The organism is Fibrobacter sp. UWB11 (genome assembly GCF_900143015.1).
Classification (GTDB): domain Bacteria; phylum Fibrobacterota; class Fibrobacteria; order Fibrobacterales; family Fibrobacteraceae; genus Fibrobacter.
Map to the genome: position 1 here is coordinate 70,358 of NZ_FSRT01000001.1, position 25,804 is coordinate 96,161.

At 48.0% G+C, this 25,804-nt stretch carries 27 protein-coding genes; 19 read left to right on the plus strand and 8 right to left on the minus strand.

The genetic code is table 11. The features are described 5' to 3' along the window. The first annotated feature begins 5 nt into the window (after window positions 1–5). From BUQ91_RS00400 to BUQ91_RS15465, 5 genes are all read left to right on the plus strand, one after another. A complete protein-coding gene (locus tag BUQ91_RS00400) occupies window positions 6–272 on the plus strand; it encodes a hypothetical protein (RefSeq protein WP_073324061.1) in 267 nt (88 codons plus the stop codon). A 48-nt stretch (window positions 273–320) separates the two neighbouring features. Further along, a complete protein-coding gene (locus BUQ91_RS00405; protein WP_073324063.1) occupies window positions 321–638 on the plus strand; it encodes a hypothetical protein in 318 nt (105 codons plus the stop codon). Then, window positions 622–888: a hypothetical protein gene (locus BUQ91_RS00410; protein WP_073324065.1), complete on the plus strand. Its 267-nt coding sequence runs from the start codon at window positions 622–624 to the stop codon at window positions 886–888. Before BUQ91_RS00405 ends, BUQ91_RS00410 begins: the two co-directional genes overlap by 17 nt. 63 nt (window positions 889–951) lie before the next feature. Continuing rightward, window positions 952–1,284 carry a hypothetical protein gene (locus tag BUQ91_RS00415; RefSeq protein ID WP_073053478.1) on the plus strand — a complete coding sequence of 111 codons (333 nt, stop codon included), beginning with the start codon at window positions 952–954 and terminating at the stop codon, window positions 1,282–1,284. A gap of 21 nt (window positions 1,285–1,305) precedes the next feature. Beyond that, window positions 1,306–1,833: a hypothetical protein gene (locus BUQ91_RS15465; RefSeq protein WP_139299658.1), complete on the plus strand. Its 528-nt coding sequence runs from the start codon at window positions 1,306–1,308 to the stop codon at window positions 1,831–1,833. A gap of 29 nt (window positions 1,834–1,862) precedes the next feature. Here BUQ91_RS15465 and BUQ91_RS00420 read toward each other — a convergent pair whose 3' ends face one another. Together BUQ91_RS00420 and BUQ91_RS00430 are read right to left on the minus strand one after the other, a co-directional pair. Further along, complete coding sequence (locus tag BUQ91_RS00420) at window positions 1,863–2,753, minus strand: tyrosine-type recombinase/integrase (RefSeq protein ID WP_175566578.1); 891 nt, start codon at window positions 2,751–2,753, stop codon at window positions 1,863–1,865. Between the two features lie 413 nt (window positions 2,754–3,166). Further along, complete coding sequence (locus BUQ91_RS00430) at window positions 3,167–4,600, minus strand: glycogen synthase (RefSeq protein WP_074207736.1); 1,434 nt, start codon at window positions 4,598–4,600, stop codon at window positions 3,167–3,169. Window positions 4,601–4,758: 158 nt separating this feature from the next. Here BUQ91_RS00430 and BUQ91_RS00435 point away from each other — a divergent pair, with 158 nt between their 5' ends. Next, complete coding sequence (locus BUQ91_RS00435) at window positions 4,759–5,814, plus strand: hypothetical protein (protein ID WP_074207737.1); 1,056 nt, start codon at window positions 4,759–4,761, stop codon at window positions 5,812–5,814. A 302-nt stretch (window positions 5,815–6,116) separates the two neighbouring features. Here the strand turns inward: BUQ91_RS00435 and BUQ91_RS00440 are convergent, their stop codons facing one another. Further along, entirely contained in the window at window positions 6,117–7,247 is a 1,131-nt protein-coding gene (locus tag BUQ91_RS00440) for a hypothetical protein (RefSeq protein ID WP_072830254.1), read from the minus strand. A 164-nt stretch (window positions 7,248–7,411) separates the two neighbouring features. Here BUQ91_RS00440 and BUQ91_RS00445 point away from each other — a divergent pair, with 164 nt between their 5' ends. Genes BUQ91_RS00445 through BUQ91_RS00460 form a run of 4 tightly spaced genes read left to right on the plus strand, consistent with a single transcriptional unit; the run spans window position 7,412 to window position 11,995 of the window. Next, complete coding sequence (locus tag BUQ91_RS00445; RefSeq protein ID WP_074207738.1) at window positions 7,412–8,044, plus strand: LolA family protein; 633 nt, start codon at window positions 7,412–7,414, stop codon at window positions 8,042–8,044. Between the two features lie 17 nt (window positions 8,045–8,061). After that, window positions 8,062–9,687, plus strand: a complete 1,626-nt coding sequence (locus BUQ91_RS00450) for a hypothetical protein (RefSeq protein WP_254842184.1) — start codon at window positions 8,062–8,064, stop codon at window positions 9,685–9,687. Beyond that, window positions 9,684–10,727 carry a PorV/PorQ family protein gene (locus BUQ91_RS00455; protein ID WP_074207740.1) on the plus strand — a complete coding sequence of 348 codons (1,044 nt, stop codon included), beginning with the start codon at window positions 9,684–9,686 and terminating at the stop codon, window positions 10,725–10,727. Before BUQ91_RS00450 ends, BUQ91_RS00455 begins: the two co-directional genes overlap by 4 nt. Next, window positions 10,724–11,995, plus strand: coding sequence for a DNA replication/repair protein RecF (locus BUQ91_RS00460; protein ID WP_074207741.1), 1,272 nt, complete (start codon window positions 10,724–10,726; stop codon window positions 11,993–11,995). The genes BUQ91_RS00455 and BUQ91_RS00460 overlap by 4 nt, the downstream gene beginning before the upstream one ends. A gap of 354 nt (window positions 11,996–12,349) precedes the next feature. On the opposite strand, the gene mscL is transcribed toward BUQ91_RS00460, so the two are convergent. Next, window positions 12,350–12,799: a large-conductance mechanosensitive channel protein MscL gene (gene mscL, locus BUQ91_RS00465; protein WP_074207742.1), complete on the minus strand. Its 450-nt coding sequence runs from the start codon at window positions 12,797–12,799 to the stop codon at window positions 12,350–12,352. 87 nt (window positions 12,800–12,886) lie between these two features. On the opposite strand from mscL, the gene BUQ91_RS00470 reads away from it, so the two are divergent. The 4 genes from BUQ91_RS00470 (at window position 12,887) to BUQ91_RS00485 (ending at window position 16,063) form a co-directional block, all read left to right on the plus strand. Beyond that, window positions 12,887–13,756: a DMT family transporter gene (locus BUQ91_RS00470; RefSeq protein ID WP_074207743.1), complete on the plus strand. Its 870-nt coding sequence runs from the start codon at window positions 12,887–12,889 to the stop codon at window positions 13,754–13,756. Between the two features lie 25 nt (window positions 13,757–13,781). Continuing rightward, entirely contained in the window at window positions 13,782–14,393 is a 612-nt protein-coding gene (gene coaE, locus BUQ91_RS00475; protein ID WP_074207744.1) for a dephospho-CoA kinase, read from the plus strand. Then, on the plus strand, window positions 14,393–14,716 hold the full coding sequence (locus BUQ91_RS00480; RefSeq protein WP_074207745.1) for a DUF3392 family protein: 324 nt from the start codon (window positions 14,393–14,395) through the stop codon (window positions 14,714–14,716). The genes coaE and BUQ91_RS00480 overlap by 1 nt, the downstream gene beginning before the upstream one ends. A 372-nt stretch (window positions 14,717–15,088) precedes the next feature. Then, complete coding sequence (locus BUQ91_RS00485) at window positions 15,089–16,063, plus strand: hypothetical protein (protein WP_254842185.1); 975 nt, start codon at window positions 15,089–15,091, stop codon at window positions 16,061–16,063. A gap of 135 nt (window positions 16,064–16,198) precedes the next feature. On the opposite strand, the gene BUQ91_RS00490 is transcribed toward BUQ91_RS00485, so the two are convergent. The 3 genes from BUQ91_RS00490 to BUQ91_RS00500 are packed head-to-tail and all read right to left on the minus strand — an operon-like array spanning window position 16,199 to window position 20,839. Next, window positions 16,199–19,120: a glycoside hydrolase family 44 protein gene (locus BUQ91_RS00490; RefSeq protein WP_074207746.1), complete on the minus strand. Its 2,922-nt coding sequence runs from the start codon at window positions 19,118–19,120 to the stop codon at window positions 16,199–16,201. 40 nt (window positions 19,121–19,160) lie between these two features. Next, on the minus strand, window positions 19,161–19,751 hold the full coding sequence (locus tag BUQ91_RS00495; protein WP_074207747.1) for a ribonuclease domain-containing protein: 591 nt from the start codon (window positions 19,749–19,751) through the stop codon (window positions 19,161–19,163). Window positions 19,752–19,810: 59 nt separating this feature from the next. After that, on the minus strand, window positions 19,811–20,839 hold the full coding sequence (locus BUQ91_RS00500) for an acyltransferase family protein (RefSeq protein WP_254842186.1): 1,029 nt from the start codon (window positions 20,837–20,839) through the stop codon (window positions 19,811–19,813). A gap of 107 nt (window positions 20,840–20,946) precedes the next feature. Between BUQ91_RS00500 and BUQ91_RS00505 the strand changes: the two genes are divergently transcribed. The 5 genes from BUQ91_RS00505 (at window position 20,947) to BUQ91_RS00525 (ending at window position 24,928) form a co-directional block, all read left to right on the plus strand. Next, entirely contained in the window at window positions 20,947–21,192 is a 246-nt protein-coding gene (locus BUQ91_RS00505) for a TIGR03905 family TSCPD domain-containing protein (protein ID WP_072830277.1), read from the plus strand. A gap of 34 nt (window positions 21,193–21,226) precedes the next feature. Then, complete coding sequence (locus BUQ91_RS00510) at window positions 21,227–21,667, plus strand: very short patch repair endonuclease (RefSeq protein WP_074207749.1); 441 nt, start codon at window positions 21,227–21,229, stop codon at window positions 21,665–21,667. 124 nt (window positions 21,668–21,791) lie between these two features. Continuing rightward, the gene (locus BUQ91_RS00515; RefSeq protein ID WP_074207750.1) at window positions 21,792–23,339 is read left to right on the plus strand and encodes a glycosyl hydrolase family 8; all 1,548 of its coding nucleotides are present in this window, start codon (window positions 21,792–21,794) and stop codon (window positions 23,337–23,339) included. A gap of 186 nt (window positions 23,340–23,525) precedes the next feature. Continuing rightward, the gene (locus tag BUQ91_RS00520; RefSeq protein WP_139299659.1) at window positions 23,526–23,987 is read left to right on the plus strand and encodes a hypothetical protein; all 462 of its coding nucleotides are present in this window, start codon (window positions 23,526–23,528) and stop codon (window positions 23,985–23,987) included. Window positions 23,988–23,995: 8 nt separating this feature from the next. Then, window positions 23,996–24,928: a bile acid:sodium symporter family protein gene (locus tag BUQ91_RS00525; protein ID WP_074207752.1), complete on the plus strand. Its 933-nt coding sequence runs from the start codon at window positions 23,996–23,998 to the stop codon at window positions 24,926–24,928. A gap of 91 nt (window positions 24,929–25,019) precedes the next feature. On the opposite strand, the gene BUQ91_RS00530 is transcribed toward BUQ91_RS00525, so the two are convergent. Next, window positions 25,020–25,754, minus strand: coding sequence for an acid phosphatase (locus BUQ91_RS00530; RefSeq protein ID WP_074207753.1), 735 nt, complete (start codon window positions 25,752–25,754; stop codon window positions 25,020–25,022). Window positions 25,755–25,804: the final 50 nt, after the last annotated feature.

Sequence of the window (25,804 nt, forward strand, 5' to 3'; positions counted from 1 at the left end):
AACAAATGACATACGAAGCAAGAGGAAGGTTCGAGGAAACCTTCGCAAATGTACCGGGCGTAACCGTTTCGGAACTCAAGATTACCTGCGACGACCATGCACACGTTCTGCGCTGGATGGCGGCTGTCGTAAAGGAATGTACGGGCGTCGCACTTGAGGAACGGATAAAGTTCAGCGTCTATGAAAAGATTGACGACGAACGCGTGAACTCGAAGGAGTATTTCGTTTACGAGGGAGGCGAGAACGTCTCCTGGAACAAGGTGAAGATTTAGCCGACCGCTGCATGGTGCAGGCGGTGGCCTAGATGGATTGAATCGAAGATGGACAGACTGGAAAAGGAACTTGAACAGATAATCGTGATGGAAGATGCAGGGCTTAGCCTACGCTCGCTCTGTCGCATTTATAAGGAAACCGTGCTGGACGATGAGTCCATGAAGGACATTCCGCTTGAGGCGAAGCAGTTCGCCGTTGCGGAGAGCCTTACCAAGGGCTACTGCGGGATAGCACGGAAGTTCGGGTTTAATGATGAAAAGTTCATGTCTGGACTCATGTCAAACTTTATGCTGCCACTTGTGGCCGCGCTGCATTATATCGTCACCAGGAATGGTGAAAGGAGTACCGATGAAGATAATCGCTGATGAAGAATTTCTCGACCGTACCGAGGCTGGGAATTTTATCGGGATGGCGACATCCACTTTCGACAAGCTGTTGGCAAAAAGCCGTCACGGCAAGTTGGTCTATCCGCTGGAGGTTTACCAGCCGGGTGGACGCGGCACTCCGATGTGGTTTAGCAAGTCCAGGTTGAAGGAATGGCTCAATAATGTCATTTCCAGCGGCGGCATCGCCGTTTGTGCGAGAAAGACGCACTTCACGATGGACGAATTTTAGGAAGATACCTCCTTGACGCACGAAGGCCCTGGCTCATGCCGGGGCCTTTTCTATTTTTGGGTCATGGTCGAGATTGAACACGCATTGAGAAACTACCTGGTGAATCCGAACGACTTGGATTTGGGTTTCGCGATGGCTGCTTTGGCTCGAAAGACAAAAGCGCATTATCGCGAACTGGGAGGCAACCTAAAGAAGGAAGCTGTCACGCTCGGCAAGACCTTCGCAGTTGATTTGAAAATCGGCAAATGGCCCGATGTTCTTGACGGAAAGTTTGAAGATAACTTTAAAACCAAGACTGTTTCGTTCTTGAAAAAGATAAACGGCGATGTGCATAAGGCTGCGGAGCTGATGCTAAAACAGTGCTTCGACACCGTTGAAAAGAATGTCAAACGGTGATTTTTTGTAATTTATAAAGAAATGAAAACAAACATTCTTTTTCCCATCCTCTTTGCAATATCTTTAGAACTTCTTGTCGGATGCAGTGATTCCGCATCCAGTTCGTCGGAAGAAAAGAATCCTACGCTATATACTTCGGTGGTTCTTGGAAAGTGTGCGGACGCTTCCTCATCCAGTTCGTCGGATATTGAGAAGATGATTTCGTCGTTAATTGTTGGTTATGGTGAACATTCAGCTGTTTATTTAGGCGATTGCAGAGGTTGCTTTGACTTGACTCTTTACGCTTTAGATTATTGTGACGTTTCCGCTGATGTAGCTTTAGATTTTGTAGATGATACTCTGTTTATTTCTTATGTAAATGTGCAAGAGGCTTCCAAGTGCACCTGTTATTCCTCCCATGATTTCAAGGTTCCATCAGTGAATTATAGGTATGTCAAATTTAATGAACAAGTTTTTAATGTTGTTGCATCGAACATAAGGGTTGTCTGCTCAAATATAGGGGAATATAAAGAAGGTTATTGCGTCGAGAACGGACCGACGCATTTATAGCAAAATAAGCTCGCTTTCGCGAGCCTTTTTTATTTCTTGTTGAGAGCCTTTTCCAGGTCATCTTGCAGCAGGTGACTGTAGGTGTCCAAAGTCTGGCGCACGTCTTCATGGCGCATCAACTGCTGAACGATTTTCGGGCCAACGCCTGAACGGATTAGGTTGGATGCGAACGAGTGGCGCCACTTGTGGTTCGTCGCGTCGTCGCTCTTATATCCCGCGGCTTCCACTGCAATTCGCAGCGTTTCGTTGCACCTGTCCGCATGGTCGAAACGTGCTGTCGCGAACATGCCGTCTTTCAGCTTGCCGTAGCGTTTGATTTCCGCCTTGAGGCGGTCGCTAATAGGGAGGAACGCTTCCTTGTCGCCCTTGCCGACGACGCGCATCTTTCCGTCCTCTTGGATGCACGACGGCCCGAATCGGCAAGCCTCCGCATGACGTAGGCCAGCGAAGGCCATGACCGACCAGAACAGTCTAAATTCCGGGTCGGGCGCGTTGTCGAGAATCCTTTCAATCTGTTCGGGAGTCCAGAACGCCTTGGCGCGTTTCGGAACCTTGGGGAACGCCACGTCGCGGAACGGGTTGTAGTCGCCCAGGTCGTAAATCTTAGCCGCCCACTGGCAGAACTGGCTTGTGCAGCGAACCATTTCGTGCTGGGACTTGGGAGCGTACCTTTCGGACAGCCACACCGCCCAGTTCGTCGCCTGTTCGGCATCGAAGCGCATGAGCGTCTTGATGCCGTTTGCATCAAGCCATTCCTTGAATGTCTTGAGGCGGTACTTGTAAGCGAGGTGGGTCTTGGAGTCGTCGCCCTTGGACGCCGCGACGGAGTCCAGGAACTTCGGGAGCGCCTCGTCGAAGCCCCTGTCCTTCGGCATGAGCTTGCGGCGGATTTCCTCGGGCATGAACCTGGCCGCGTTCATCATGTTCAGCCATTCCTGTGCGTCGCTCTTGCGCTTGGTTTTAAGACTGATGTAGGAGAACTCGCCATCCTCCGCGATTCTCCCGTACCATGTAAGGTTGCCGCGGTACTTGTACCGCTGCGATATGCTGTAGCTTTTCATACAAACAAATCTACTAAAATTTGCCTAAAAGTCGGCTCACAAAAAGCTCACAAATGTCTCACATCATACCCGATTTTTGGCGGTTTCTCCCGTCTTTCGGGAAAAACCATTACAAGCGACGGAGAACCGCGACAGACAGTCCAAATCGCGCCGGAAGCCTTGATTTTACTGATGAAAAAGGCCCGGAGGCTTTTGCCTTCGGGCTTCCAATGGAGTACTTTCTGAAAATTTTTCGGGGCTGGGTTGATAGTCCGCTGCTCTAACCGATTGAGCTAAAGCCCCAACTCACCCAAAGTTAGTAAATATTTTGAAATTGTCTTCGCCCATTCGTAATGGAACCCGCTGTAGGCGTTCACTACGCATTTGTCCCAATCGGCGACTTCCGTGTTGTACACATTGATGGCGTCTTTTATACGACGTAACATCTGGTGCGGTGCGTTTGCGTCGTCAACGAGGAATGCGTTTGCTTCGCCGGCGGTCTCGAGGGTGTAGTCGGTGAGCATGCTTGCTATGCCAACGTTTATTCCGGTGAGCGGGAGCGTACCGGCGGCCATGGCCTTGAGGATAATCGAGGCGGACGGCTCCTGCAGGTTCGCTGCGAATAAAATGTCAGAAGCGGCGAGCGTGTCGCGCAATTTTTCTCTGTTGTTCGCTTCTTCGGAGTCGAACTGGAGGACGCGGACGTAGTTGCTGTACTGGTGCGAAACTTCTTGGTAGTAGTTCCATTCGGGGTGTTCCGGCGAAATGCCCACGATAATAAGGGCATTCTGCTTTGCGATGTCCGAAAGGATTGTCGCAAGCGTCTCGGAGGCATTGCCCGATTCCATGTCCATGTGGCTGTAGATAATCAGTTTGTTCGAAAGATCCATGCCGAACTGGCGCCCGAGGCTCGCTTTCGCTCTGCGCTTTGCTTCTTTGATGGGGAGCTTTGCTTCGTCGTTAAAGTCCCAGAACTTGTAGTTCACGCCGAACTGGATACCGAGGAGTTTGTCTTTGTTGCGGTTGAGGAACCCGCTGAGCCCACCGGGGAGGTTCGTGTTAAGCATGGCGTCGCGGTAGCCCGACGACGGGAACAGCACTTTGTTGGCGTACAGAACGCCAGCCTTGAGGAGACTGACCTTGCCCCAGAATTCGTAGCCGTCCATGTTGAAGTCCTTGCGCGGGAGACCGATTTTTTCGATTTCGCTGGGCTGCACATGGAAGTCGTAGGTAATGTTATGGATGTTGAAGAAAAACGGGATGTTGTGGAATGCCTCTTGATAGACGGTATGGCAGAGAGCGCCGACGAGTGCTCCGCCCCATTCGTGACCGAGGATGGCTTGGAACTGGATGTCGCTTTGTGCGCAGTACGTGAGCACTGCCGAGGCGAACATGGCAAATCTCAGGTGGTTGTCGCTGTAGGGGAGGGAGTGCGGCGGACCATAAACATAGGGGCGCCCGAAATATTCTTCATTATATATATAGGTATGGAGCGGGTCTTCGTCGGAACGCCATACTTCGAACGGCTTGTTCTGCAACGCCTCGACGCCTTTAAAAACACAATGATACTTGTCGGAGTCTATAATATGATCTTTGTAGAACGGCGAACAGGTGACAACTTGAGATCCGGCATTGGCGAATGCGGATGTCATGCAGTTCACTGCGGTCGCGAGTGGACTTGGTACCTTCCAGTTCCCCGCTTCTGGAGTTACGACGAGTATATTCATTGCTTTTTATACACTCCAAATAAAAATTTACCTATAAAAATAGGTATGTATAAATTTATTTATTTAAATTTCAACTGAAAGGGTGAATTTCATTTTTTAACCTGATAAAGAGTCCTTTTCAATATTTTCTGTTAAAAACTTCATCTGAAGGATACAAAATGAAGAAAATTTTCATTGCTGCTTTGGCTACCGCCGTCGCCTTGACGATGACTGGCTGTAAGGGTACGAACGAAAAGCGCGGCGACGAACACCTTAAGGAAGGCCGTTTCCGCAATGCAATCAACTCCTATCTTGAGGCTAAGAAGAAGGGCAAAATGTCCGATGAATTCTTTGACAATTTCACCCTCGCTCTCGTACGTGCCGGTGATATGGAAGCCAAGAAGGATTTGAGCAGCGACCTCATCAACAACTATTTTGAAAAGGCTGCATCGAATATCGGCAAGGTCAAGGAAGACGCTACTGTCGAAGAATATGTCAAGACGCTCGGTGAAATCGGTAAGCGCCAGGCTGCACAGGAAGGCGTAGACTACGCAACGATCATCAATGCATTTGCAAAGATCGACTCTGCAGAATCTGTCGCCAAGACCCGCCACATTGCAGAATCTGCCATCAAGAGCATCCGCGAAGAAACCGAAAAGCTTTATGTTGCTCGTAATTTGCAGGAAGCTACTTCTGAAGAAGATCCGGTCGTGAGCGAATACTTGCTCCTCCGCATGGCTGAAATGGCTCCGAATAACGAACAGGTCAAGGCTGCTTTGAACAAGAGCCGCAAGGCCACTCGTGGTTACTTCCTCATCTTCGGCGAAAACGTTCCGGACTTGAGCGGTAAGCAGCGCGTGGACAAGTGGGGCTACGTGATGGCCATGCCGACAATCAAGATTACCAAGAACTCCCTCTCTGGCGAACTCCAGTTCTGGGCTTCTACGGGTAACAACACGGAACTTGATCCGTCCCTCATCAAGCTTGTTTCTACCGAAGGCAAGGAAGTCTCTGCCAAGGGCAATACGGGCTGGTGCGAAGCTGAAGTTCTCGTGGGCAAGAAGGGTGACGAAAAGATTGAAAAGAAGCAGAAGAAGTTCAAAGGCAAGGGCAAGTTGATGAACGAATTCCAGTGCTCTGTGAACGTAAGCTTCTCCTTCCCGGGCGGCTTTGTTCCGGACTACATCGAATACAAGGACCAGTACGGCATTGGTCGTAAGTACCTCGGTCACTAATTCGTAACGGAATTAAAGAACTTTTAAGGGCTCGCCGCGGATGCGCGGCGGGTCTCTTTTTTTTGTGCAGTGATAGGTTGTTGGTTATCTGAGAAGGTGATGCCGGCACCCCGGAACATGTCCGGGGCAGGCTCCGGCCGGCATGACAGTTGCAAAAAAAACTGTTATGTCTTTCTTGTCATCCTCGACCGAAGGGAGGGGATCCATACAATAAAAAAATCCCCGGCCGCATTGCCGGGGTACTAATTACAATCGTCTAATAGCTATTGACCAATAACCAATGACTATTGACTAACCACTGATTAGAAATCGGCGTGTGCGCTCATACCGAGAGCAAACTTCGTCTTGCCGACGACCGGGTTCTTGTTCTTGCTGAAGTTGTAGCCGAACCAGAAGGTAACGTTCGTGTTTATCGTCGGGTAGAGGTAGAAGTTCATGCCGAGGAATTCGAATTCGTCCTTGCTGATTTCGGAATCCGGATCGTGGTATTCAAAGCTTACGCCCAAGGAGAACTTCTTCGTGATGTTGAAGCTCGGTTCGATGGCGAAGAGCATTTGATCTTCGGTAAAGATTTGCGGTGCAGCGGTGTAGCCTTCGCCTTTGTTAACGATAGCATAGAAGTAGTTGAGGCCCAAGTTGAAGATGCTGTAGTTCAAGCTCGGCTCCACAAGGAAGGAGTGAACGGCTTCGCCCTTGTACGGGTGGATGCCATAAGCGGCATAGACGCTATAGTTGAGGGTTTCGAGGCTCTTGGAGTAGTCGAGTTCTGTACCGAAGAAGTAGGTGTAGCCACGACCGACTTCGGAACCGAATACCCAGTCCACGCTCGGGGTGATGGTCAAGTGTTCGTCCGGGCGGTTCAAGAGCTTAAGGGCGTAGGTACCGAACACGGCAATTGCTGCCTTGCTGTCATCGGTGGCGCCAATGTAGAACTTACCGTCGCCAAACTTGTTGTTGCCGACTTCAACACCGAAACCGCGGAGGCTCTGGTCGCGAGAGATTGCTGCATAGCGGCTCGGGTCACGCCAGAAATAGTAATTGAATGTACCTGCGTTGTAGGTCAAGTCACCGAATACAAGGCTTACGTCTTGGAAAGGCTTCCAGCGGAGTTCGACTCCATCAAAGTTGAAAGCGGTGTAGCGATCATTGTCGCTTGTGATTGCCGTAGAGCGGGCGAGACCGTGACGGATTTCAGCAGCGCCTTCGCCGTTTGTGATATTGCTCTTGGTGTTTGTGAAAACGGTAACGGAAACGTTTTCGTCGAGGTTTGCCGTCACAGACAAGTCGATGTCCTGGTTTGCGGCGTTAGTGGGGTCAAAATCCCTGTTGAAGTAGCTAGCGAAGTCAAAATCGACATTACCGTGGATTTCGATGTCGGCGGCCATGGCAAAACCGGTAGCGGCAAGGGCAATCGGCAAAATGAGTTTACGCATACAATCCTTCCAAAAAAAGATTTGTTTGAATTTTACGTGCAAAAGATAGAAATATCTTTGATTTGAAACCAATGTTTTGTTCCTTGAAGCTCAAAAATACGGTTATGCTTCGTCTTAGTGGCTTCAGTTTTGTAAATTTAGTAGCGTCTTTAAAAGAGGTGGATATGAAATTCTCCCCCCGTTTTTTTGTTCTTTTGTCGCTTGCCTTAGTGCAAGGTGTTTTTGCGTTGACCGCGGACCAGGTTTTAGACAAGTCCAAGGCTTGGTTCAAGTCGGGCAAGGCCTGGAGCCTCAATTTTAGGGCGCAGATGTTTCAAGTGGATTCCCCGGATGTGAATACGCAATCGGGAACGCTTGTTGTCGCCGAAGGGGACAAGTTCAAGCTTGACCTTCTGGGAATCAAGTTTTACAGCGATGGCGAAAGCCTTTGGCAGTGGAATGTTGAACAAAAGCAAGTTCTTATAAAGGCTGTGGAAGACTTGTCGAGTTCGCTCCATCCGTCGGAACTGTTGTTCAAATATCTGAACTGCAAGGCGCTCGAAATGAGCGAAGGCGAATTTGCCGGAAAAAAGCTTTGGGTGCTAAAACTCGACCCTGCAAAGTATGCGGGGCAGTTTACCAAGATGGAAGTTTGGCTATCGAAAACGGATTATTCGCCGGTGAGACTTTTTACGGAAGACCCGTCGGGTAATGCCACGTGGTATGGCATTCTGGACATGAAGGTGGTCAAGAAAATTTCTAATGATGATTTCAAGTACAAGCCTGTTGCAGGTGTTGACGAAATCGATATGAGGTAATCGTGAAATTGGGCAAAATGAAATCAGTCGTCGCGAGTCTCTTTGTCGGGGGCGCCTTGTGCGGGAACGCCTTGGCGGGCGAAACGCTGTTCAGCAACTATGTGTATGCGGTTGCCCCGGCAGGCGAATATGGAAAGTTGTGGGCTTTTTCGCGTGACAATTCTTATAGCGGTGTAACGCTTTTGAATTTTACTGTTTCGGATAAAGGTTCTATTGTAACTGAAAAACCGCAGCAGGAAAAGGTCTCGGATACATTGACTGCCGTGCAGGATGGAATTTTCGAAGATGATCTTGCCGAGCGCAGGCGTATTCCTGCGGTGTATGCGGGCTCAAAGCTTGGTCTTTTGCTCCCGATGGTTGCGATGAACAATGAAGACCGCTACTTGCAACCGGCAGGTTATTTCTCTATACGCGACTTGAGAAATATTGTTGAATATCCGGTCGATGTCCCGTCTGCAGCGGATGCTCTGGAAAAGCCGATGCAGTACGCGATGAGTGGCTTTGCATACGATTCAACGAAGCAGCGTTTGTGGATTGCTCGTGGTGCCTTGGGCGTGATGGTTCACGACATGTCCGGAAAAAACGGTGCAAAAGATACGACGTTTGTCCTGAATGCAACGTCGGGTGAACTTGAGGAATTCAAGAAAGATTCTGAACTGGATTTGAAAAAGAATCCTGAAATTTTCGATGTGCGTCTGCACCCCAAGACGGGCGATCTTTGGCTTGCAACGGCTCAGGGCGTTTGGGTCAAGTCTTCGAGCGGTTTAAAGAACGTTTCGGAATCGTTGAAATCGTCCCGTGTGACGGGCCTTTGGATGGGTGGTGAACCGCTCCAGATTATTGCCGAGACAAACTTTAAAAAGGATGACAACATCAATGGCGGGCTTTGGCGCCTGTATGGCGAAAAGGCAAAAGATTTTTCAAAGGTGGATTTCTTGGATACCGCAGGCAAGGTGCAAAAGAAAGATATCTATGATGAATCGGATTACACCGTAGGCGATGTTGCGTTTATCGGAAAGACCGCTTTTGTGCTTGTCCGTGCCGTTGGCAGTAGAATGATTAGCGGGTTCCTCAAGCTGGATTCGCTTGGTGCGCATGCTTGGGAACAGGATGATGATGGCAAAAATCAATGGCTGTACGGATACGAAACGGGAGCGACCGACCGCAAGATGACGATTATGTCGATGTGTACGTTCCCGCTTTCGAAAAACCGCGTGGGGCTTGCGATTGCGACTGAAGGTAATGGTGTCTCGGTCTCGGCGGATTCTGGAAAAACTTGGAGTGTCATTTTGAATCGCGCAAAGCTGGACAATAACTTGGGCTCTGTTCGCATGGTGCCTTCGGTGATTGCTCCGGGTGACGGTGACAGCGATGTATCGCTGGTTTCGTACAAAGTAGGCCGCGAATCTAAAGTGACGATTGAAGTGTTCAGTTACGATATGCGCAAGGTGCGTACGATTGTGAAAGACGCGGTGCGCAATGCGGACCCTTCAAGAAGCTCGAACCCGAAAGAAGATTTTTGGGATGGTCGTGACGATCACGGCAAGGATTGTACGATGGGTGTTTACTACGTCAGGGTAAAGGATAACCATGGTCATATTGGCTGGGGCAAGGTGATGACGCTTGGAGGTAACTTCAGATGATTAAAATGAAGAATCTTGTAGTTGCTGCTTTGGCCGTTTGTTCGTTGGCGTCTTCTGCATTTGCTGGGCCATTTACAAAGAAGTCTGAACTTGGCGGTTTTGATGGTTTTGTCGAACGTATGGGCGCTGGCGTCCGTGAAATGGGTCGTGGTAACACGGGCTCTGCCGATACGGCATCGATGCCAGGTGCTTACTGGAACCCGGCATTGCTTGGCTTCCGTGAAAATCTTGGCTTTACGATAAATTTTGAAAAGCGTGACTTGGACCGCTTGGGCGGTTCCTTGGGTGTCGAAGGTAAGGTCGGAAAGCGCATGGGCGTGGGCTTTGCGATGCTTTATCGCGGCGATACGGATTTCAAGGTTATTGATAATGATGACCAGACTTTGGGCGAGGCAGAACCGTTCTTTACGATGTTCTACTTGGGCTTTGCTTTCCGTGCAACTCGTCAGGATGCATTTGGCCTTTCACTTTCGATGAGCTACGATAATTTGGATATTGCCGAATTTTACGATGGCGTTGAAGAATCGTTCCGCAGTCCGGTGACCATCAATTTGAGCTGGTTCCGCCAGTGGAATCGCAAGTGGTCTTCGTCCGTGGTAATCCGCAATTTAAGCTTCAGTAAGAATTTGTCTGCAAAATGGACGAAAAACCCGAGCAAGGACAATTCGCTTGCCTCGACAGAAGGCGTGCGCCCGAAGGTGTTGCAAATTGGGCTTGGTTATCGTTCGCAAATTATGGGCAAACCGGTTTATGCCTGGATGGAAGCAATCGATTATCAGGTGGCCGATACGCTTTTGGCGTTTGACCCGCAGCTCCATGTTTGGACGGGTCGCGTAGGCTTTGAATGTGAAATTATTCCAAATGCTACACTTCGCGTGGGTATGGATGATTTGGACTGGATGTTTGGTGCCGGTTACAAGTTCGATATCCACATTGGCCGCAAGAAATATCCGATTGAAGTGAACTATGCGTTCCTTTACGAAACTCGCGCGGGTATCTGGACTCCGTTTACCCTTGGTTTGAGGGGATACCTTCCTTGATTTCTAAGGTGTTCATTTCGAAGGTGCGCAGTCTGGAATCGATGGACTGCAACTTCGATGCTGGCATAAATGTAATTTGTGGGCCTAATGGTTGCGGCAAGACGACGATTTTGGAATCGATTCACTTGCTGGCTCAAGGCTTTTCGTTCCGGTCGCGAGACTTGCGCGAACTTATCACGTGGAAAAATAATGAACTGATTTTGCGTGGCGAGTTTGAAGATGAAGGTCGTTCGAGAACGCGCGCATTGCGTGTTCACTCGCGAGGGAGTGAAGTGCGTGAAAACGGCGAATCGCTAAAGTCTCCGACAGCGTTTTTTGGAACATGTCCGGCAGTGATTATGCAGCCTTCGGATATTGAACTTTTGCGCGGCGGGCCGGATGTGCGCAGGCATTGGCTCGATGAAATTCTCTGTTACCGTTCATCGGCAAATGCGCAAGTGTTGCGCCGCTATAAGCGCGTGTTGCAACAACGTAATAAGTGGCTCAAGGAGTTTAAGCAAAACGGTGCTGCTGTTGGTGGCGAGGATTTGTTCCGCGTTTTGACGCAACAACTGATTGATCTTGGCGCTAAACTTTGGGCGGCGCGCATTATGCTCTCCAAAGAAGTTTCCGAGATTATTACGCGGTATTACCGCAAACTTTCGGGCGGTGTGGATGAAATCACTTGTGCGTACAAGAGTTCGATTCTCAAGTCGCTAGATGCGCTTGATGTTGCGGATTCAATGACGGACGAGATGATGGATGAAATCCCGGCGGATGCGACGAGCGCTGATGCGGGATTGCAGAATGCTGCTGAAAGCGGTGTTGGAATTGCTTGCGGGGAATGCGCGGAATGTTCTGGAAATGTCGCCGAGGATGATGCCGATGGCTCAGATGATGCGCCTAGTGAAGAAATGCTGCGTAATGCGTTTTCGCGTAAGCTTGCGGACTTGGAATTCGTGGAACGCTTGCAGGGCATGACGATGGCTGGCCCGCATCGTGATGATTTGGCTCTTTGCGCTTCGGGTTACGAGATGCGTTCTGTCGGATCGCAAGGGCAGTGCCGCTCGGCTGCGGTTGCCATGCGCTTTGCCGCGGTAGATGTGGCTTCGCGCTACCTGACAAAACCGATTTTGCTGTTGGACGATATCTTTGCAGAGCTTGACGTAAACCGCCGTGATGCGGTGGCATCGCTCATTCGCGAAAAACAATGCCAGGTGGTGATTGCTACGCCGCAGGCGGAAGATCTGCCGTTTAAAGCGGATGCAATGTTTGAGTTGAAAATTTAAATCTTTATGTCATTCCCGCGAAAGCGGGAATCTCCTTTCAAGAAGGTGATGCCCGCTCGGAGGCGGGCATGACAATACAAAAAAACGCGCAACTGGGTTGCGCGTTTTTTGCATCGGGGCGTTACGGCCTTTGACCACTTAGTGCTTTAGCACTTATGTGGGCATGGCCACCTTTAGGTGGTGTGGCCCCGCTAGAGAGGATGATGGAAGACTTGCTCTGGACCCGTTCGACTTCGTGCTTTGCACTTCGCTCAGGGTGACACAAGAGCAAGGCTGCAATCAGGGGGCGACTGCCCCCTCAGTAAACAAAGACTTTTACGATTGCATTTCTGTCTTCTGTCTACTTCCTACCGCCTACTTATTCTTCAAGAGGTCGCGAATTTCGGTGAGGAGCTTTTCTTCGGCGCTCGGTGCCGGAGGTGCTGCCGGAGCTGCGGCTGCTTCTTCAGCTTTCTTCTTGCGCATGTTCTGCATAAAGCCGAGGAACTTCTTCATCATGAGGAACACGGCGAATGCGACAATGAGGAAGTTGAGGACTTCACCGATGAACGTGCCGTACGGAATGGCGATGCCTTCGGAGGTTGTGTAAACGAGGGTCTTGATTCCTTCGCCGGCGTTCTGGCCACCGCACTTTGCAATGACTGCTGTGACGAGCGGCATTACGATGTCGTTCACGAAAGAGTTGACGATTTTACCGAAGGCGGCACCGATGATGATACCGATGGCCATGTCGACGATGTTGCCTTTGAAAGCGAATGCTTTGAATTCTTCAATGAGTGAAGCTGCTTTGTTTTTCAGACCCATTTTAATTCTCCTTGTTGGGTTGTTTTATGTTTAAATAATTAGAAAAACCTTTGAAGTTTGGCATGCAATTTTTAAATTTGGCGCGCTATGTCATGGTTATTATTGGCTTTTGCCTCCGCTGTATTTCTCGGTTTTTACGATTTAGCCAAGAAAAAATCTGTTCAAGATAACGCTGTCCGACCGGTTCTGTTGCTTTGTAGCGTTTTTTATGCGCTGCTGATGCTGCCGGTGCTTTTGACGGGACATTGCGAGCCGCTGACTTTGCATGACCATCTGTTTTTGATGGTGAAGTCGGTGATTGTCGGCGGAAGTTGGCTTTTCACGTATAGCGCGATAGCCCACATGCCTCTCAGTATTTCGACGACGATTCGTGCGCTTGCTCCTTTGTTTACAATCATGATTGCGGTGGGATTCTTGGGCGAACGTCCGCAGGTGATGCAATGGGTTGGTATTGCTGTTTGCATTTGTTCGTATATCGGGCTTAGCCTTGCCGGGCGCAAGGAGATGGGGCACTTCTTTAGCAACGGCTGGGTGGTGGCGATGGTCCTCGGGACGATTCTTGCAGCTTGCAGTGGAATTTATGACAAGTTGATTTTGCAACGCATGAACTTTGAACCTTTGACGGTGCAGGTTTGGTTCAGCATTTACATGTGCGTAGTGCAGTTCTTGACGACAATGTTTACATGGTACCCGACTCGTAAGAAAACGACTCCGTTCCAGTTCCGTTGGTCTTTCTTGGCGGTGGCGGTCCTTTTGATTGTGGCGGATCGTTGTTATTTTTTAGCTGTAAGCGATTCGAGTGCGTTGATTTCTATCATTACAGTGCTGCGTCGTTCGAGTGTGTTCATCAGTTTCTTGGCGGGAATTCTTATATTCAAGGAACGCAAGAGCAAAACGAAGTTTTTTGCGATGTTGGGCGTGGTGATTGGACTTTGCCTGATTTCGCTAGGGCGTTAGCGCTGGTGCAAAAGGCGGGGGCGGTATGCTAAAGATTGGAATTACGGGTTCTATTGGTGCGGGCAAATCCTTTGTAGGGAATTTGCTACGTGCTCGTAATTTTCTGGTGCTTGATGCCGACCGCAAGGTTCATGAACTTTATAGGGATTGTGCGGAACTCCGTGCAGAAATGGCAGCGTTCTTTGGCGAAGCATGTTTAACGCCGACAGGTGTGAATAGTGCGCTGATTGCGGATCGCATTTTTGCGGATGCGTCTGCTCGCGAAAAATTAGAACAGATAGTTTATCCGTATTTGACTCGCTCGGTTGCAGAATTTTTCGCAGGGGATGCTGTGGGCGTTTCTAATGAGAATGCTGCGGACAAGTGCCGTTTTGTAGAGGCTGCGCTTTTTTCACGCGCTCCATCGCTTGTTGAAATGCTGGATGAAATCTGGATTGTCGATGCACCCGAAAGCGTTCGATTGCAACGCCTTGTCGCTCGTGGACTTAGCGAGAATGATGCTACTCGACGTATTGAAAATCAGCGTGGCGCCTGCGCACCGGAACTGTTCCCAGGCAAGCGGATTCGTGCAATTACGAACGATGGGGACCGTTTGCGCGTGGAATCGCAACTGGATAAGTTGATGGAGGTTTTATAATGATGCCTTATATTCACCAATTTGCAAGTTTTTTGCGTGTCCACCTGACCTCTATTTCTGTGGGGTTGGTGGCAACGCTTCTTATTCTTTACGGCTCTTACATTAACGATTATTTCAAACGGATTACAAAAAGCTTACCTTTTGTAGTTCGCTTTGCGTTATTTGTTGTTCTTTGCAGCGTGGGTTACGCTTTTGCGAGTTCGCAACTGGTTCGGCTTTTAAGGCTTGGCTTGCGCCAACTTTCGGATTTTCCGCTGATTTGCGTTGTTATCGGCAGTTTTGTGCTCTTGGCGTTCCTTGCAAAAAGAGAAAAAGATATTTAGGCTGCTTGTTTGTGTAGTGGTATGATTTATATCACTATGTAAAAAAGTATAAAATGATGTTTTTCTTACATCTGAGCGGTACCCTTTTTAAAAATCTATCTTAAGAATCAGAAAAACAGAAGGGTATTACTATGCAGAAAGAAGATATCATTGTATTAAGGCAAGTCGTGATCTTTTCTTTAATAGCCATTGTTCTTGGCTTTGTTTACGGCTAGTATAAAAAAATTGGTGTAATATGGTGTAAAGCTGGTGCGGTATTTACTGCGCCGGCTTTTTTTGTATGCAAAAGATGTTATATTGTTCTTTGCTTGTAAAAGTTTAAAAAGGGATTGAATAATGCCAGCCGAAATTAAAATTCTTGAAAGAGCTGAAATGTATCTGAGAAAGCTTTCTTGCGGAGTGAATCCTCTGACTGAGGAATCCTTGCCAGAAGGGGACGCATGCCGACAGGACCGTATTAGCAAGTGCCTGACTTATGTGGCCGATTATTTAAAGCAAAAAGTGATGCCTGTTATGGAACGTCAAGAAAAGGCTAAGGCTCCGAAACCGCCGAAAATCTTGAAACCGCGCATGGTTCGTGATGCGGCTGATAAAGAACTTGTCTTTACTCCTGAAATGTTGTCTAAGTTTGAAGTCTCGGAAGAACCGGTATCTGTTTCGGGCATTGTTCGTCGCTTGAATTTCTTAATTCCGCAGGAGAGCGGAATGATGCCGCTTGTTTATGCGGATGTTGCCGAAGTGCTTTCGAAAGAGGGCATCCTTTTGAAACAAGAAGGCGATAAGGGTAAAGATTTGAATTTGCCGACTCCGCATGGCGAAGAACTAGGATTTGCAAAGGTGGAAGCCGATATTCGTGGACATCATTCGATTTACACGAAATGTAATGTGGATGCACAGAAGTTTATTTTAAATAATATTGACAAATGTGTTGCTCAGGCAAATGAACGTTTGGCAAAGCGCAGGGAAAGTGCTGAACTTGGTGAAACGGGTCGCGTTGGCAAAGAAAAGTTCCATGTTACAGATGAACAAATCAAGAATTATCCAGCAGATGAAGCTCCGGTGCCGGTAAGCGAAATTGCAAGGCGCTTGAATGATTTGCTCCCGCAAGATTCCAACGTCGAAAAGATTTACTTCAAGACGATTCGCGATTGGTTTGTGTCGCAGAATTATCTCGAAGAAAAGAAGAATGCGCTTGGAAAGATTTTCTTTGTGCCGACAGAAACGGGCTCGCAGAATGGTATTGTGACGGAATCTCGCGTGGGCAAGAACGGTGAAAACTATGACGCGGTCTTGTACAATGGTGTCGCGCAGAAGCTCGTGCTCGACCACGTGAACGAACTCGCGTAATTAGTCATCCTGGAGCCGAAGGCGATAGGATCCATAATATGAAAAGCACCGTCCCTGCTTATTGCAAGGATGGCGTTTTTTTTGTCATGCCTGCCTTGTGCCGGCATCACCATTCACGTCTCGAAATACAGATATTTACCTGAGTCTGCGGAGCCCTCTGGGCATAGGAACTTCCTTACCATCCTCGCCGAGCAAGTAGATGTTGTCGAGGCTGATGAATCCTTTGCCGCTATGGCGGGCGCGGAATGCGAAGTTCTTGATTTTAGTCGGGTCGAGCTGCGGGATTGTCTTGCCCCAACCTTCTTGTTGCATGTTTTCCCAGATGAGTGTGTCGCGAGTCCAGTTGCCATGCGTGTTCTTGAGACGGATCATGAATTCATCATAGTCTTCGACTTGGCTTGACATGATTTGCAGTTCGATATAGCCTTGTGGATTGTTGTGTGTTGTTGCATAATCGAAAACGATGCCGACAGATTTTTTGACTTCTTCCGGAATGGCATAGTATGCACCGGAGTAGTTCGGCCAGCCAAGCTCAGGAGGCTGCTCCACGATAAAATCGTGACGGATATAACCACCGAGTGGCGGATTGCCGTTGATGATTTTTGCATCCATGGATGTGGCGTTGTCGCCATTGACGACCGGGAACCACGATACGTTGTCTAAACCGTTATCGAAGTTCTGCATTACGCTTGTGGTGCGGTAAGCGCCGCGGACGCGGAACGGAACTTTGAAGGTTGCTTTCTTTTTGTTCTTGCCGATAAGCGTAATCTTGAGTTCTTGAGCTTCCTTGATAACTTTATCTGTGACAGGAATTTTGACATGGAAACTTTCGATAGAAGAATTCCACTTGCCATCGTCCGGCGTAGCATGAATTGTGAGCGGTTTCTTTTCCCATTTGTCAATTTGAATGTCGGCTCCTGCGAGTTCCCCGCCATCTTGTACAGCAGTCACGAAGAGGTCGAGCGTATCGCCTGCGGTCATGACCTTCTTTTCGAGCGCTATGGCGAGCACTTCGGGGGCGTTGTTTGCCTGTGCAGGCGGGTTCATGCGGACGACAACTGTTCCGAACGGAGGAATTTCGATGTCGGTGTTTTTGCCTTCGAGACGGCGACCGCTCGGGCCCATTTTCGGATATGGGTATGCGTTTCTTTGATCGCCAATCCACTTGAATTGATCTTCGCCGAATACGTCAATTTCGGTGCGTACGCCGTTTGTTTTTTTCTTATCGCTCTTGCGATTGATTTGCACGACTTGCTTGCTGTCGGTCAAATTTATAAGGAGTGTGTTGCAGTTATTGCCTTTGCAAATGGCGTAAGGAACGACATCTGCGGTAGTGCTCTTGACAGGAACCACTGCGTAGCCGTTTTCGAGGAATCGTTTGAATGCCATGTAGACACCGAAATATTCTGCGGTTGGCTCAAGGCTTGCCCAGCGGTTCCATGAACCTTCTTTCAAAAGTGCGGTCATGCTGATGGTACCCCATGTGTGGTCAGGACCTTCAAATACGTTGCCGAAGGCGTCCCACGGGAGCGCTTGGAAGCGGTCGCCAAAGCGGACGGCGTACTGTGCGAAAATGTTTGCTATGCCGGCAGCTTGCGGGTAGTCCATCCAAATTTGAGAACCCTGTACGGAGGTGCTGAATTCCGAGAGAAACACGCGACGCTTACCTTCGAGGTAGCGGTTCATCCAGGCGTTGAGTGTGTCAGCGTTCCATGCGACATCAAGGCTCGCCTTGAGCATGTCCTTTGCGTTCAAGTTTTCGGGGGCCCAGTACGGATAAGTGTGCAAGTCGACAACATCGAGATAGCGTTTGCCATCGGCTTTTTCAGCATCGCCAACGATGCGTAAGAATTCCGCCATCCAGTATTTGCCATCGTTGAGGCCTGCGCCTTTCTGTAACATTTTATGTGTGCTGAATAGCGGACCATGCAAGATGATACTTGGATCAACAGCCTTCATGGCACGAGCGTATTCGATAAAGCGGGCTGCATATTGCCTTGCCGAAAGTGGACCGGATTCTTCCCATTCGCCGTCAAGTTCGTTACCGATTTGCCATTGCTTGATGTTGTATTTTTTGACTTTATTTGCGTACTTGACCCAAGCGGCTGCTTCTTTGGACGTGCCTGTGCCTGCGTTAACGCAAATCACAGCTTGTGCTTTTTGACCGTTCACCAATTTCGGAAGCTGGTTGATGTAGGTCATGAATTCTTCGAAATGCCACTTGATATTAGTCCAGTCGGTGCGCGGCTTATCGCCGTTGCGGGTGGACATGGCAAAGAACTTGTAATCATTCCCGGCGAGTAAATCGTCAGAACCGCTGTAGAGCTTCATTTCACGAATTTGCACGCCCTTAGACGGCAAGTCGGTTGTCTTGAACTTTACGGCAACGTAACGTGCTCGCGTTGTTGGAAATTTGTACTTGGTTTGGTTACCCGTAACCTTGACGGTGCCCCATCTCTTCAACTTGTTTTCTGCATGCTGATGAACGCCCGGATAATCGGCATAGTCTTCGGTCCAGTACGAGAAATCAAAAGATTTCGGGCGGAGATTGCCCCAGTCGATGACGATGGAATCGAGGTCTTTCTTTTCAGGGAACTCGATGACAATCCAAGGCGGATCTTTCGGGTCGAGGATTTCTCCCCACCACATGGTTTCCATGTTGTTGTCGGCAAGGTGGCTGCGACGAATGAATCCGTAGTTGTCCTTGGTAGTGCCACGGTAAATTGTTTCTCCTAAAAATCCCGGAGCCCAGCTTTCTTCGCTTGGCGTCCAAAGACCAGTGCTGTCGTATTTGCCGGCACCGTTCCAATGGTAGTCATTGCTCAAGCTCCCGTTCGGGAAACGGAAAATCGTGTAGCCGCCATCGACGAGGGCTGGGGTCATGTCGTAATAGCGGGAGGGCGGGTTCCAGATGGCAAGATCTGCGCCCATCATGTTCTGCTTGTTTATGACGATACCGGGATGGGTGTCGTCAATTTCGATGACGTTTTGAGCAGCAAGCGCAGAAGTCGCTGAAATCGCGAATGCCGTGCTGCACAAAAATTTTTTGAATTTCATAAGACCTCCTCGAATATGGGGTAGGGTTCGTCGTAAAAATTTACTGAATTTCTAGCTTGCTAAAAGTTTCGTAATGATCTGCGGTATAGTAAATAATACAGTCGCTTTGATAGACGAGACGCTTGGTGCCGCGATTTTTGGCGGAGTATTCAACATCGGCTTCGTGATAAGAGCCTTCTGGCAAGGTCGCATGATAGTTGCTTGCGTTTGAAGCGTAATTGCTGAATTTGTCGCCACCAATCATCACACCGATGGTTGTCCACGGGTTGAAATTCCACTTTTCGAAAGTCTTGCCTGTTTTCGATTCGTAAAGTTTTTGACCCTCGTTTTTGCCCACGTAATTGCTTGGCAGCTTGTCGAACTTGCACAAGTACGCGGCAACGGAATCACGTGTGGTGTATTTGCCGGATTCTTGAACGGCTTTAAGGATAGAAGTGAAATAGTCTGCTTGGTTAAACGCATCTTGTGCACAAATGATATTTCCGCACTCATCGTGTGAATATTTATAACACTGTATATTGTCGTAAGATACTTCTTTGCAGTTGTCCTCTGGTGCAGACGTTGTGCAGGCAGTTGCAAAGACAGAAATTGCAACTGTGATGTATAGCTTGAAAAATTTCTTTAGATTCATGTTTTAAAATGTAATAAAAGCGGTTTTGCAACACGGACTTCGTGCAACCTCGAATAGCGTCAAGGCCTGATTCTGATGTTGGTTCTTCTTGACAAGACTTTTTTATTGACAATGTACAGTAAGTATGCTGCAAAAAATGAAATGAGCATGGTGAGAATATTCGAAGAATCCTTGTCGAGAAAGTCTATAAAATTAAAAAATAATTTGTATATAAATATGTGGCACAAATACAATTCTAATGACATTAGCCCAAAGACCGTAAATATTTTATCAATAGTTTTGAATTTGTCGAAAAATTTTGCAAGGAGAATGCAAAAAACAGGCGTTATGATAATGTAGGGGAGGTAGGCGAGGGAACAAGTTTGCAATGCGTAGAAAAAATAGGTCTGAAATATAAATAAAATAATTGTTGCGATGAATGTTGCGGCCAATCCTATAGTTTTTAATTTTTTAGTGAGTCTTATATTACATCCGTCCTTTGCCCAGTGACCAAAAATAGCGCCTATGAAAAATATCGGGATTCTTGCGTAAGTCAATATAATGAATCCCCCGTAGTTCTTGTTGTTGTAGCAAAGAATACAAGTTAAGGCGTAGATTAACATTAAAGAAAATCCTGCTCCGATAAAATAGAACGATGCTTTGAACCCGTATTTTTTGAATAGCTTGAAGTAAACAGGGAATATTGCGTATAGGAACACTATGCAAGAAATAAACCACGATTCGTCACGATACCCAATCCAATAGCCCAGTGTCGTTGCCTTGCATATCAATTGGTAAATGGCCCTAGTGCTAAAATCCATTTGCGCCAAAAAGACAACGCCAATCACAACCCAAAATTCTGGAAGAATACGGAAAAACCTGCTCTTGTAATATTTCTTTAAATCAAAATTTTTTCTAGATAGGGAATAGTATAGACCGAAACCGGATAAAAATAAAAAAATGTCCACGCCGCCATAACCCACGGACCTGATAAAATCAATGACTGTTAAATCTGTGGGGACTCGCAAATGAAACAGCATAATCCATAATATGGCAAAGCCCATTATGGCACTTCTGTGTTTTGATATTAATTGAAGTATACTGTTCACTTTATTAATATACTCGTTTTTATGAAATAATGATATCAGTTCTTTTGTGAAAAGTGTAAATAATCTATATTCATGGTATGTTTAACGCTTGTCAAGCAGGTTCTCGGATGGAAGAAATTTTCAATACTAAAGGCACGTGTGCCACGACGATTCAATTTACGCGCGATGGCGATAAAATCCGCAATATCCGTTTTACGGGCGGTTGCAATGGAAACCTCAAGGCGATTGCAAAGCTTTGCGAAGGCATGACCGCCGAAGACATTGCTGCTAAATTGCTCGGTAATACATGCGGTGGCAAGCCTACATCTTGCGCCGACCAGCTTGCTAAAGCCGTTCTCGGTCGAGAACCATAATCTGCCAGTTGGTGGTTTTGCTCGCGTTGGCTCAATGAAACGATGTCGCCAAAAACGTACCCCTATGAACCGCTCGCAGATGATGCAGGCGGTTCATTCCGAAGATACAAAGCCGGAAATTTTGGTACGCCGCGCACTTTTCAAGGCTGGTTTTCGCTACAAATTGCATCGGCATGATTTGCCGGGTTCGCCAGATTTGTTTATTCTAAAATATGGTGTGGTTGTGTTTGTAAACGGGTGCTTTTGGCACCAGCATGGTTGCAAATTTACGAGCCGCCCTAAGAGCAATCCTGAATTTTGGAATGCAAAATTTGACAACAATATCGTTCGTGATATCAAGACGAATTGGGAACTTTCGTTACAGGGCTATCGCGTGGCGACTGTTTGGGAATGTTCTATCAAATACGATTTTGACCGTTCCATAGAGCGCCTCAAGGCGTTTATTGAAAGCGACGAAGAAACGATTGAGATTTAAAACGTCAAAAAAATGCATTTTTTTGACAAATTTTGGCGTTTAAAACAATACAACAAAAAAAACTTTGCATAGAACCAATTGGGATTAGTTGCCTATATCTTTGTTTATAACAAAGAGGAGTACTATGAGGAGTTCAAAGATCATTTCGTTCATGACCGTTTTCGGTCTAAGTGCATTCGTGTATGCAGCGAATGCCAACACCCCAACCCAATTCTTCGACAAGGATGGAGCCTATTATGGCCCGGATTGCGATGAGACCAATTACAAGGGCGCTTATTACACAGGCGATTACACAAGCCCTTTCAAGACGGTCCTAGGCAAAACCGATGAAGATATACAAAAGAAGTTGGACCAATTGTGGAATCACTACTTCGGGGGACAAGCGGATAAAACAGTTTATTACGAAGACCGCGACGGTGGCTACATCGTCGATATCAACAACAACGATATTCGTTCCGAAGGTATGTCGTACGGTATGATGATTGCGGTGCAGACAAACCATAAAGATGAATTCAAAAAACTTTGGAATTGGGCCAAAAGTCATTTGTGGCACGATCCCGCCAGAGGTGGCAACGGCTATTTCTCTTGGCAAGCGAATCGTGATGGTTCTACACGTGATCAGGGAAATGCGCCCGATGGCGAAATCTATTTTATGATGTCGCTTTTGTTTGCTGCAAACCGTTGGGACAATGCTGACTACATGAAGGACGCGCAAACAATTTTGAAAGCTTGTTGGAAAGGCAATGGCAATTCTTTGTATAGCGAACAGTCCTATATTGCTACGTTCCAGCCAACTGATGGCAACAACACTTGGGGCGATGCTTCTTACAGTTTGCCGGCATTCGTTGATTTGTTTAGCCGTTGGTCTGATACCAATAAGGATAAGTGGCTGAAGGCAACAAAGGCTACGCGAGACCACATTTACAATTCCGCAAACTCTAAATCGGGATTGTGCACCGATTACAGCAACTTTGACGGAACGCCGCATTATGCGTTTGGCAATAATTCGAAGCGATATTCGTTCGATGCCATTCGCTGCCCCATGAATTATGGCATGGATTACTATTTGTTCGGTGCGGATGCAGAACGTCAAACGAAAATTGCGAAGCTCATTACAGATTTCTTTGAAAAGGATGATTACAGACATGGCCATTTTGAATGGGACGGCTCTGATCCGACAGGTGCATTCACGATTGGGCAGGCTGGTGCAAATGCCGTGGCGACTTACGCCTTGCTCGACGTACCCGAATATAAGGATTTGGTCAAGAAGGTATTGCAGAAGGCATGGGATGCAAAGCCCATCGTAGGCAACGAACGTTACTATGACGGTTTGGTGCATTACCTGGCTATGCTCCATTTGACGGGAAACTTCAAGATTTGGAAACCCAAGCCAAAGAATGTCAAGGAAAAAACAGAACCCGCGGGTGAATACAATGGCGCTACGTATAAAGAAGGCGATACCATTGACGCATTCGAAGATTGTGAACTTTACAAGATTACGTTTGTCAAGGGCGCTGAAGAGAAAAAGGATTCTACGGATGCTTTGAAAAGCTTGGACTTGCGTGTGGGACAATTCAAGATGGAACGTAATTACAACCTCAAGGGTTGCAAGGTCAATAGTGAAAAGGCTGCTCGTGGTGCTTACTACGGAAGGATTGTTCCGGTAAAGTAAATGTATCGGTGAACTGCGCGCAAAGCAAAGGAAATGTGCGCTGTGCAAGGGAAATGCGCATAGAGCAGGTTTCTGACTGTCGCCCCGGCCCGAGTTTGCCTCGAACATTTTAATTAGTCATCCTCGCGTAGGCGAGGATCTTTTCTTTTATAAAAAGAACTATCTTTTTTAAAAAAGGAGATAGTTGTGCAAGTAAGTTACACTGAATGGGTATGTCCTGAATGTAAAACAAAGAATCGTGAATCCTGCAACACTTGGATGTACGGCAGTCCGATTCGCGAGTGCAAGGCCTGCCGTAGCGAATACCTGGACAGGCGATTCCGCGAAGTAGCGATAGACGGTTTCGATCCGCGCAGCAACAATGCTAAAATCTATGTGAAGGGAGCCCTTATTCTCTTGGCTATAGCCCTTGTTTGCGGCGTGCTGACTTATTTTCAGTATAACGGTGGATATTACTCCATGAAGGTCGTTGTCGCGGGAGCGGCGAGTGCTCTGGTTGCCATTGCCTGTGGAATCAACGCTTTGCGCATTAAGCTCGGATTCCAGAACAAGGACAATGACAAGTACATGGCGGAATCCAAGGCCCGCCTGAGTGACCCGCAGTATGTCGAAAAATTGCGGAAGTACGGGTACAGGGTTCAAAAATAGGTGTAGCGATGCGCTTTCTTGAAAAAATCAGTGAATTTGTGGGTAAGTGGATGGCCGTTGTTGTGCTTGTGATTGCGGCTCTTTCGCTGTTCATTCCGAAATCGACATTATGGATTGAGCTCTCGTGGGTGAATTACCTGCTGATGGTTGTGATGTTTGGCATGGGGCTTACACTCAAGTTGAGCGACTTTGCTCTGGTGTTTATGCGACCCAAAGAAATTACGATTGGATGTGCGGCGCAGTTTATCGTGATGCCGGTGCTCGCGTTTCTACTTTCCAAGATTTTTGGCCTTGATGCAGCGCTGATGGCGGGTGTGGTTCTCGTAGGCACGTGCCCGGGAGGCACTTCGAGTAACGTTATCACTTACCTTTCAAAAGGCGACGTGGCACTCTCTGTGGGTATGACAAGCGTGAATACGCTGCTCGCTCCCGTGCTGACTCCGGCAATTACCTATTTACTGCTCCGCACGACGGTGAACGTCGATGTGATGGCAATGTTCCTTTCCATCGTGAAGGTCGTCATCGTGCCGATTGCGTTAGGGTTTGTTATCAACAAATTCTTTGGCAAATGGACGGCGCGGGCGATTAAAGTTTTGCCGCTCGTTTCCGTGGTTGCCATCGCGATGATTGTTGCGGCCGTCGTTTCGCATAACGCTGCGAAGATTCTTTCGACCGGTTTTATCGTGTTCGCGGTGGTGATTTTGCACAACCTGCTCGGTTACGGCTGCGGCTTTGGCCTTGGAAAATTGCTGAAATTCTCGACGCCCAAGACAAAAGCGCTCTCCATTGAAATCGGCATGCAGAATTCAGGGCTTGCCACAAGCCTTGCGGCGACTGCGTTCTCGGGCCTTGCCATGGCTACAGTCCCCGGTGCCATATTCTCTGTATGGCACAATATCTCCGGCGCAATCCTCGCGAACGTTTATCGTAGAAAAGAATAAAAACTCGGTAGAGTTAAACGTTACGTCCCTCTGTCATGCCCGCCTTGAGCGGGCATCTCCCTTTTATGACTAAAAGTTAAAAAGTTTAAAATTACTTCTTCTTTGCAGATAACTTCTTGAATTCGGCTCGTGCCTTTTTCATATCGGCAAGGAAAGTCTCGTCGTTGTGCAAACTTGCAAACGCTCCTGAAACAAGAACCTTGGAGGCATCAACATCGCTTTGCCAGTGGAATCCAGCAATCACGCGGCTTTGTCCCCATTCATAAGCGTACTTCAACAACGCATCTTGTGCAGCGGGGTTCACCTCGATCAAGAGCAACGCCATTGACCAGGCGCGAACGGTATGTCCCGACGGGTAGGAGCCATTCGTTCTCAGCCGCTCTTCTTCGGCAGGGACAAGAGTCGATTCGTTGAAGCGGTCATAGGGGCGGCGCCTCATGTAATGCCTCTTGGGCAGGCTCCCCACCTGCTTAAGCGTCCGGATTCCGCGTTCGAGCATGTTCATGATGGCGGGCGTCTTCTTTGCCGAAATTTCCATGCCAAAAGGTTCGCTGAACATCTTGGCCATGTCCTCGATCGTTTCTACCGCCTGTGCCACGGCCAGGGCGGCACGTGCGGAATCCGCTCGCATCGCTTTGCCCCACATGTATTGCGAGATGTCGTACATGAACTGGACGGACGTTGTTTCGGGCGGTGCTGGGTAGAAGTTGAGTGCGTTCGGGAGCGCGTCTGCCTTGACGTATGGCTTTGCGTCTGCCGCAAAACTGCAAAGAGTTGCTCCGCAAATGGCAAGAGCGAAAACAGATTTTTGGAGAAGTGTAATCATATTTTAAAGATATATTTTTAAAACGCGTGCGGATTTTTTTTGCCGCTGGG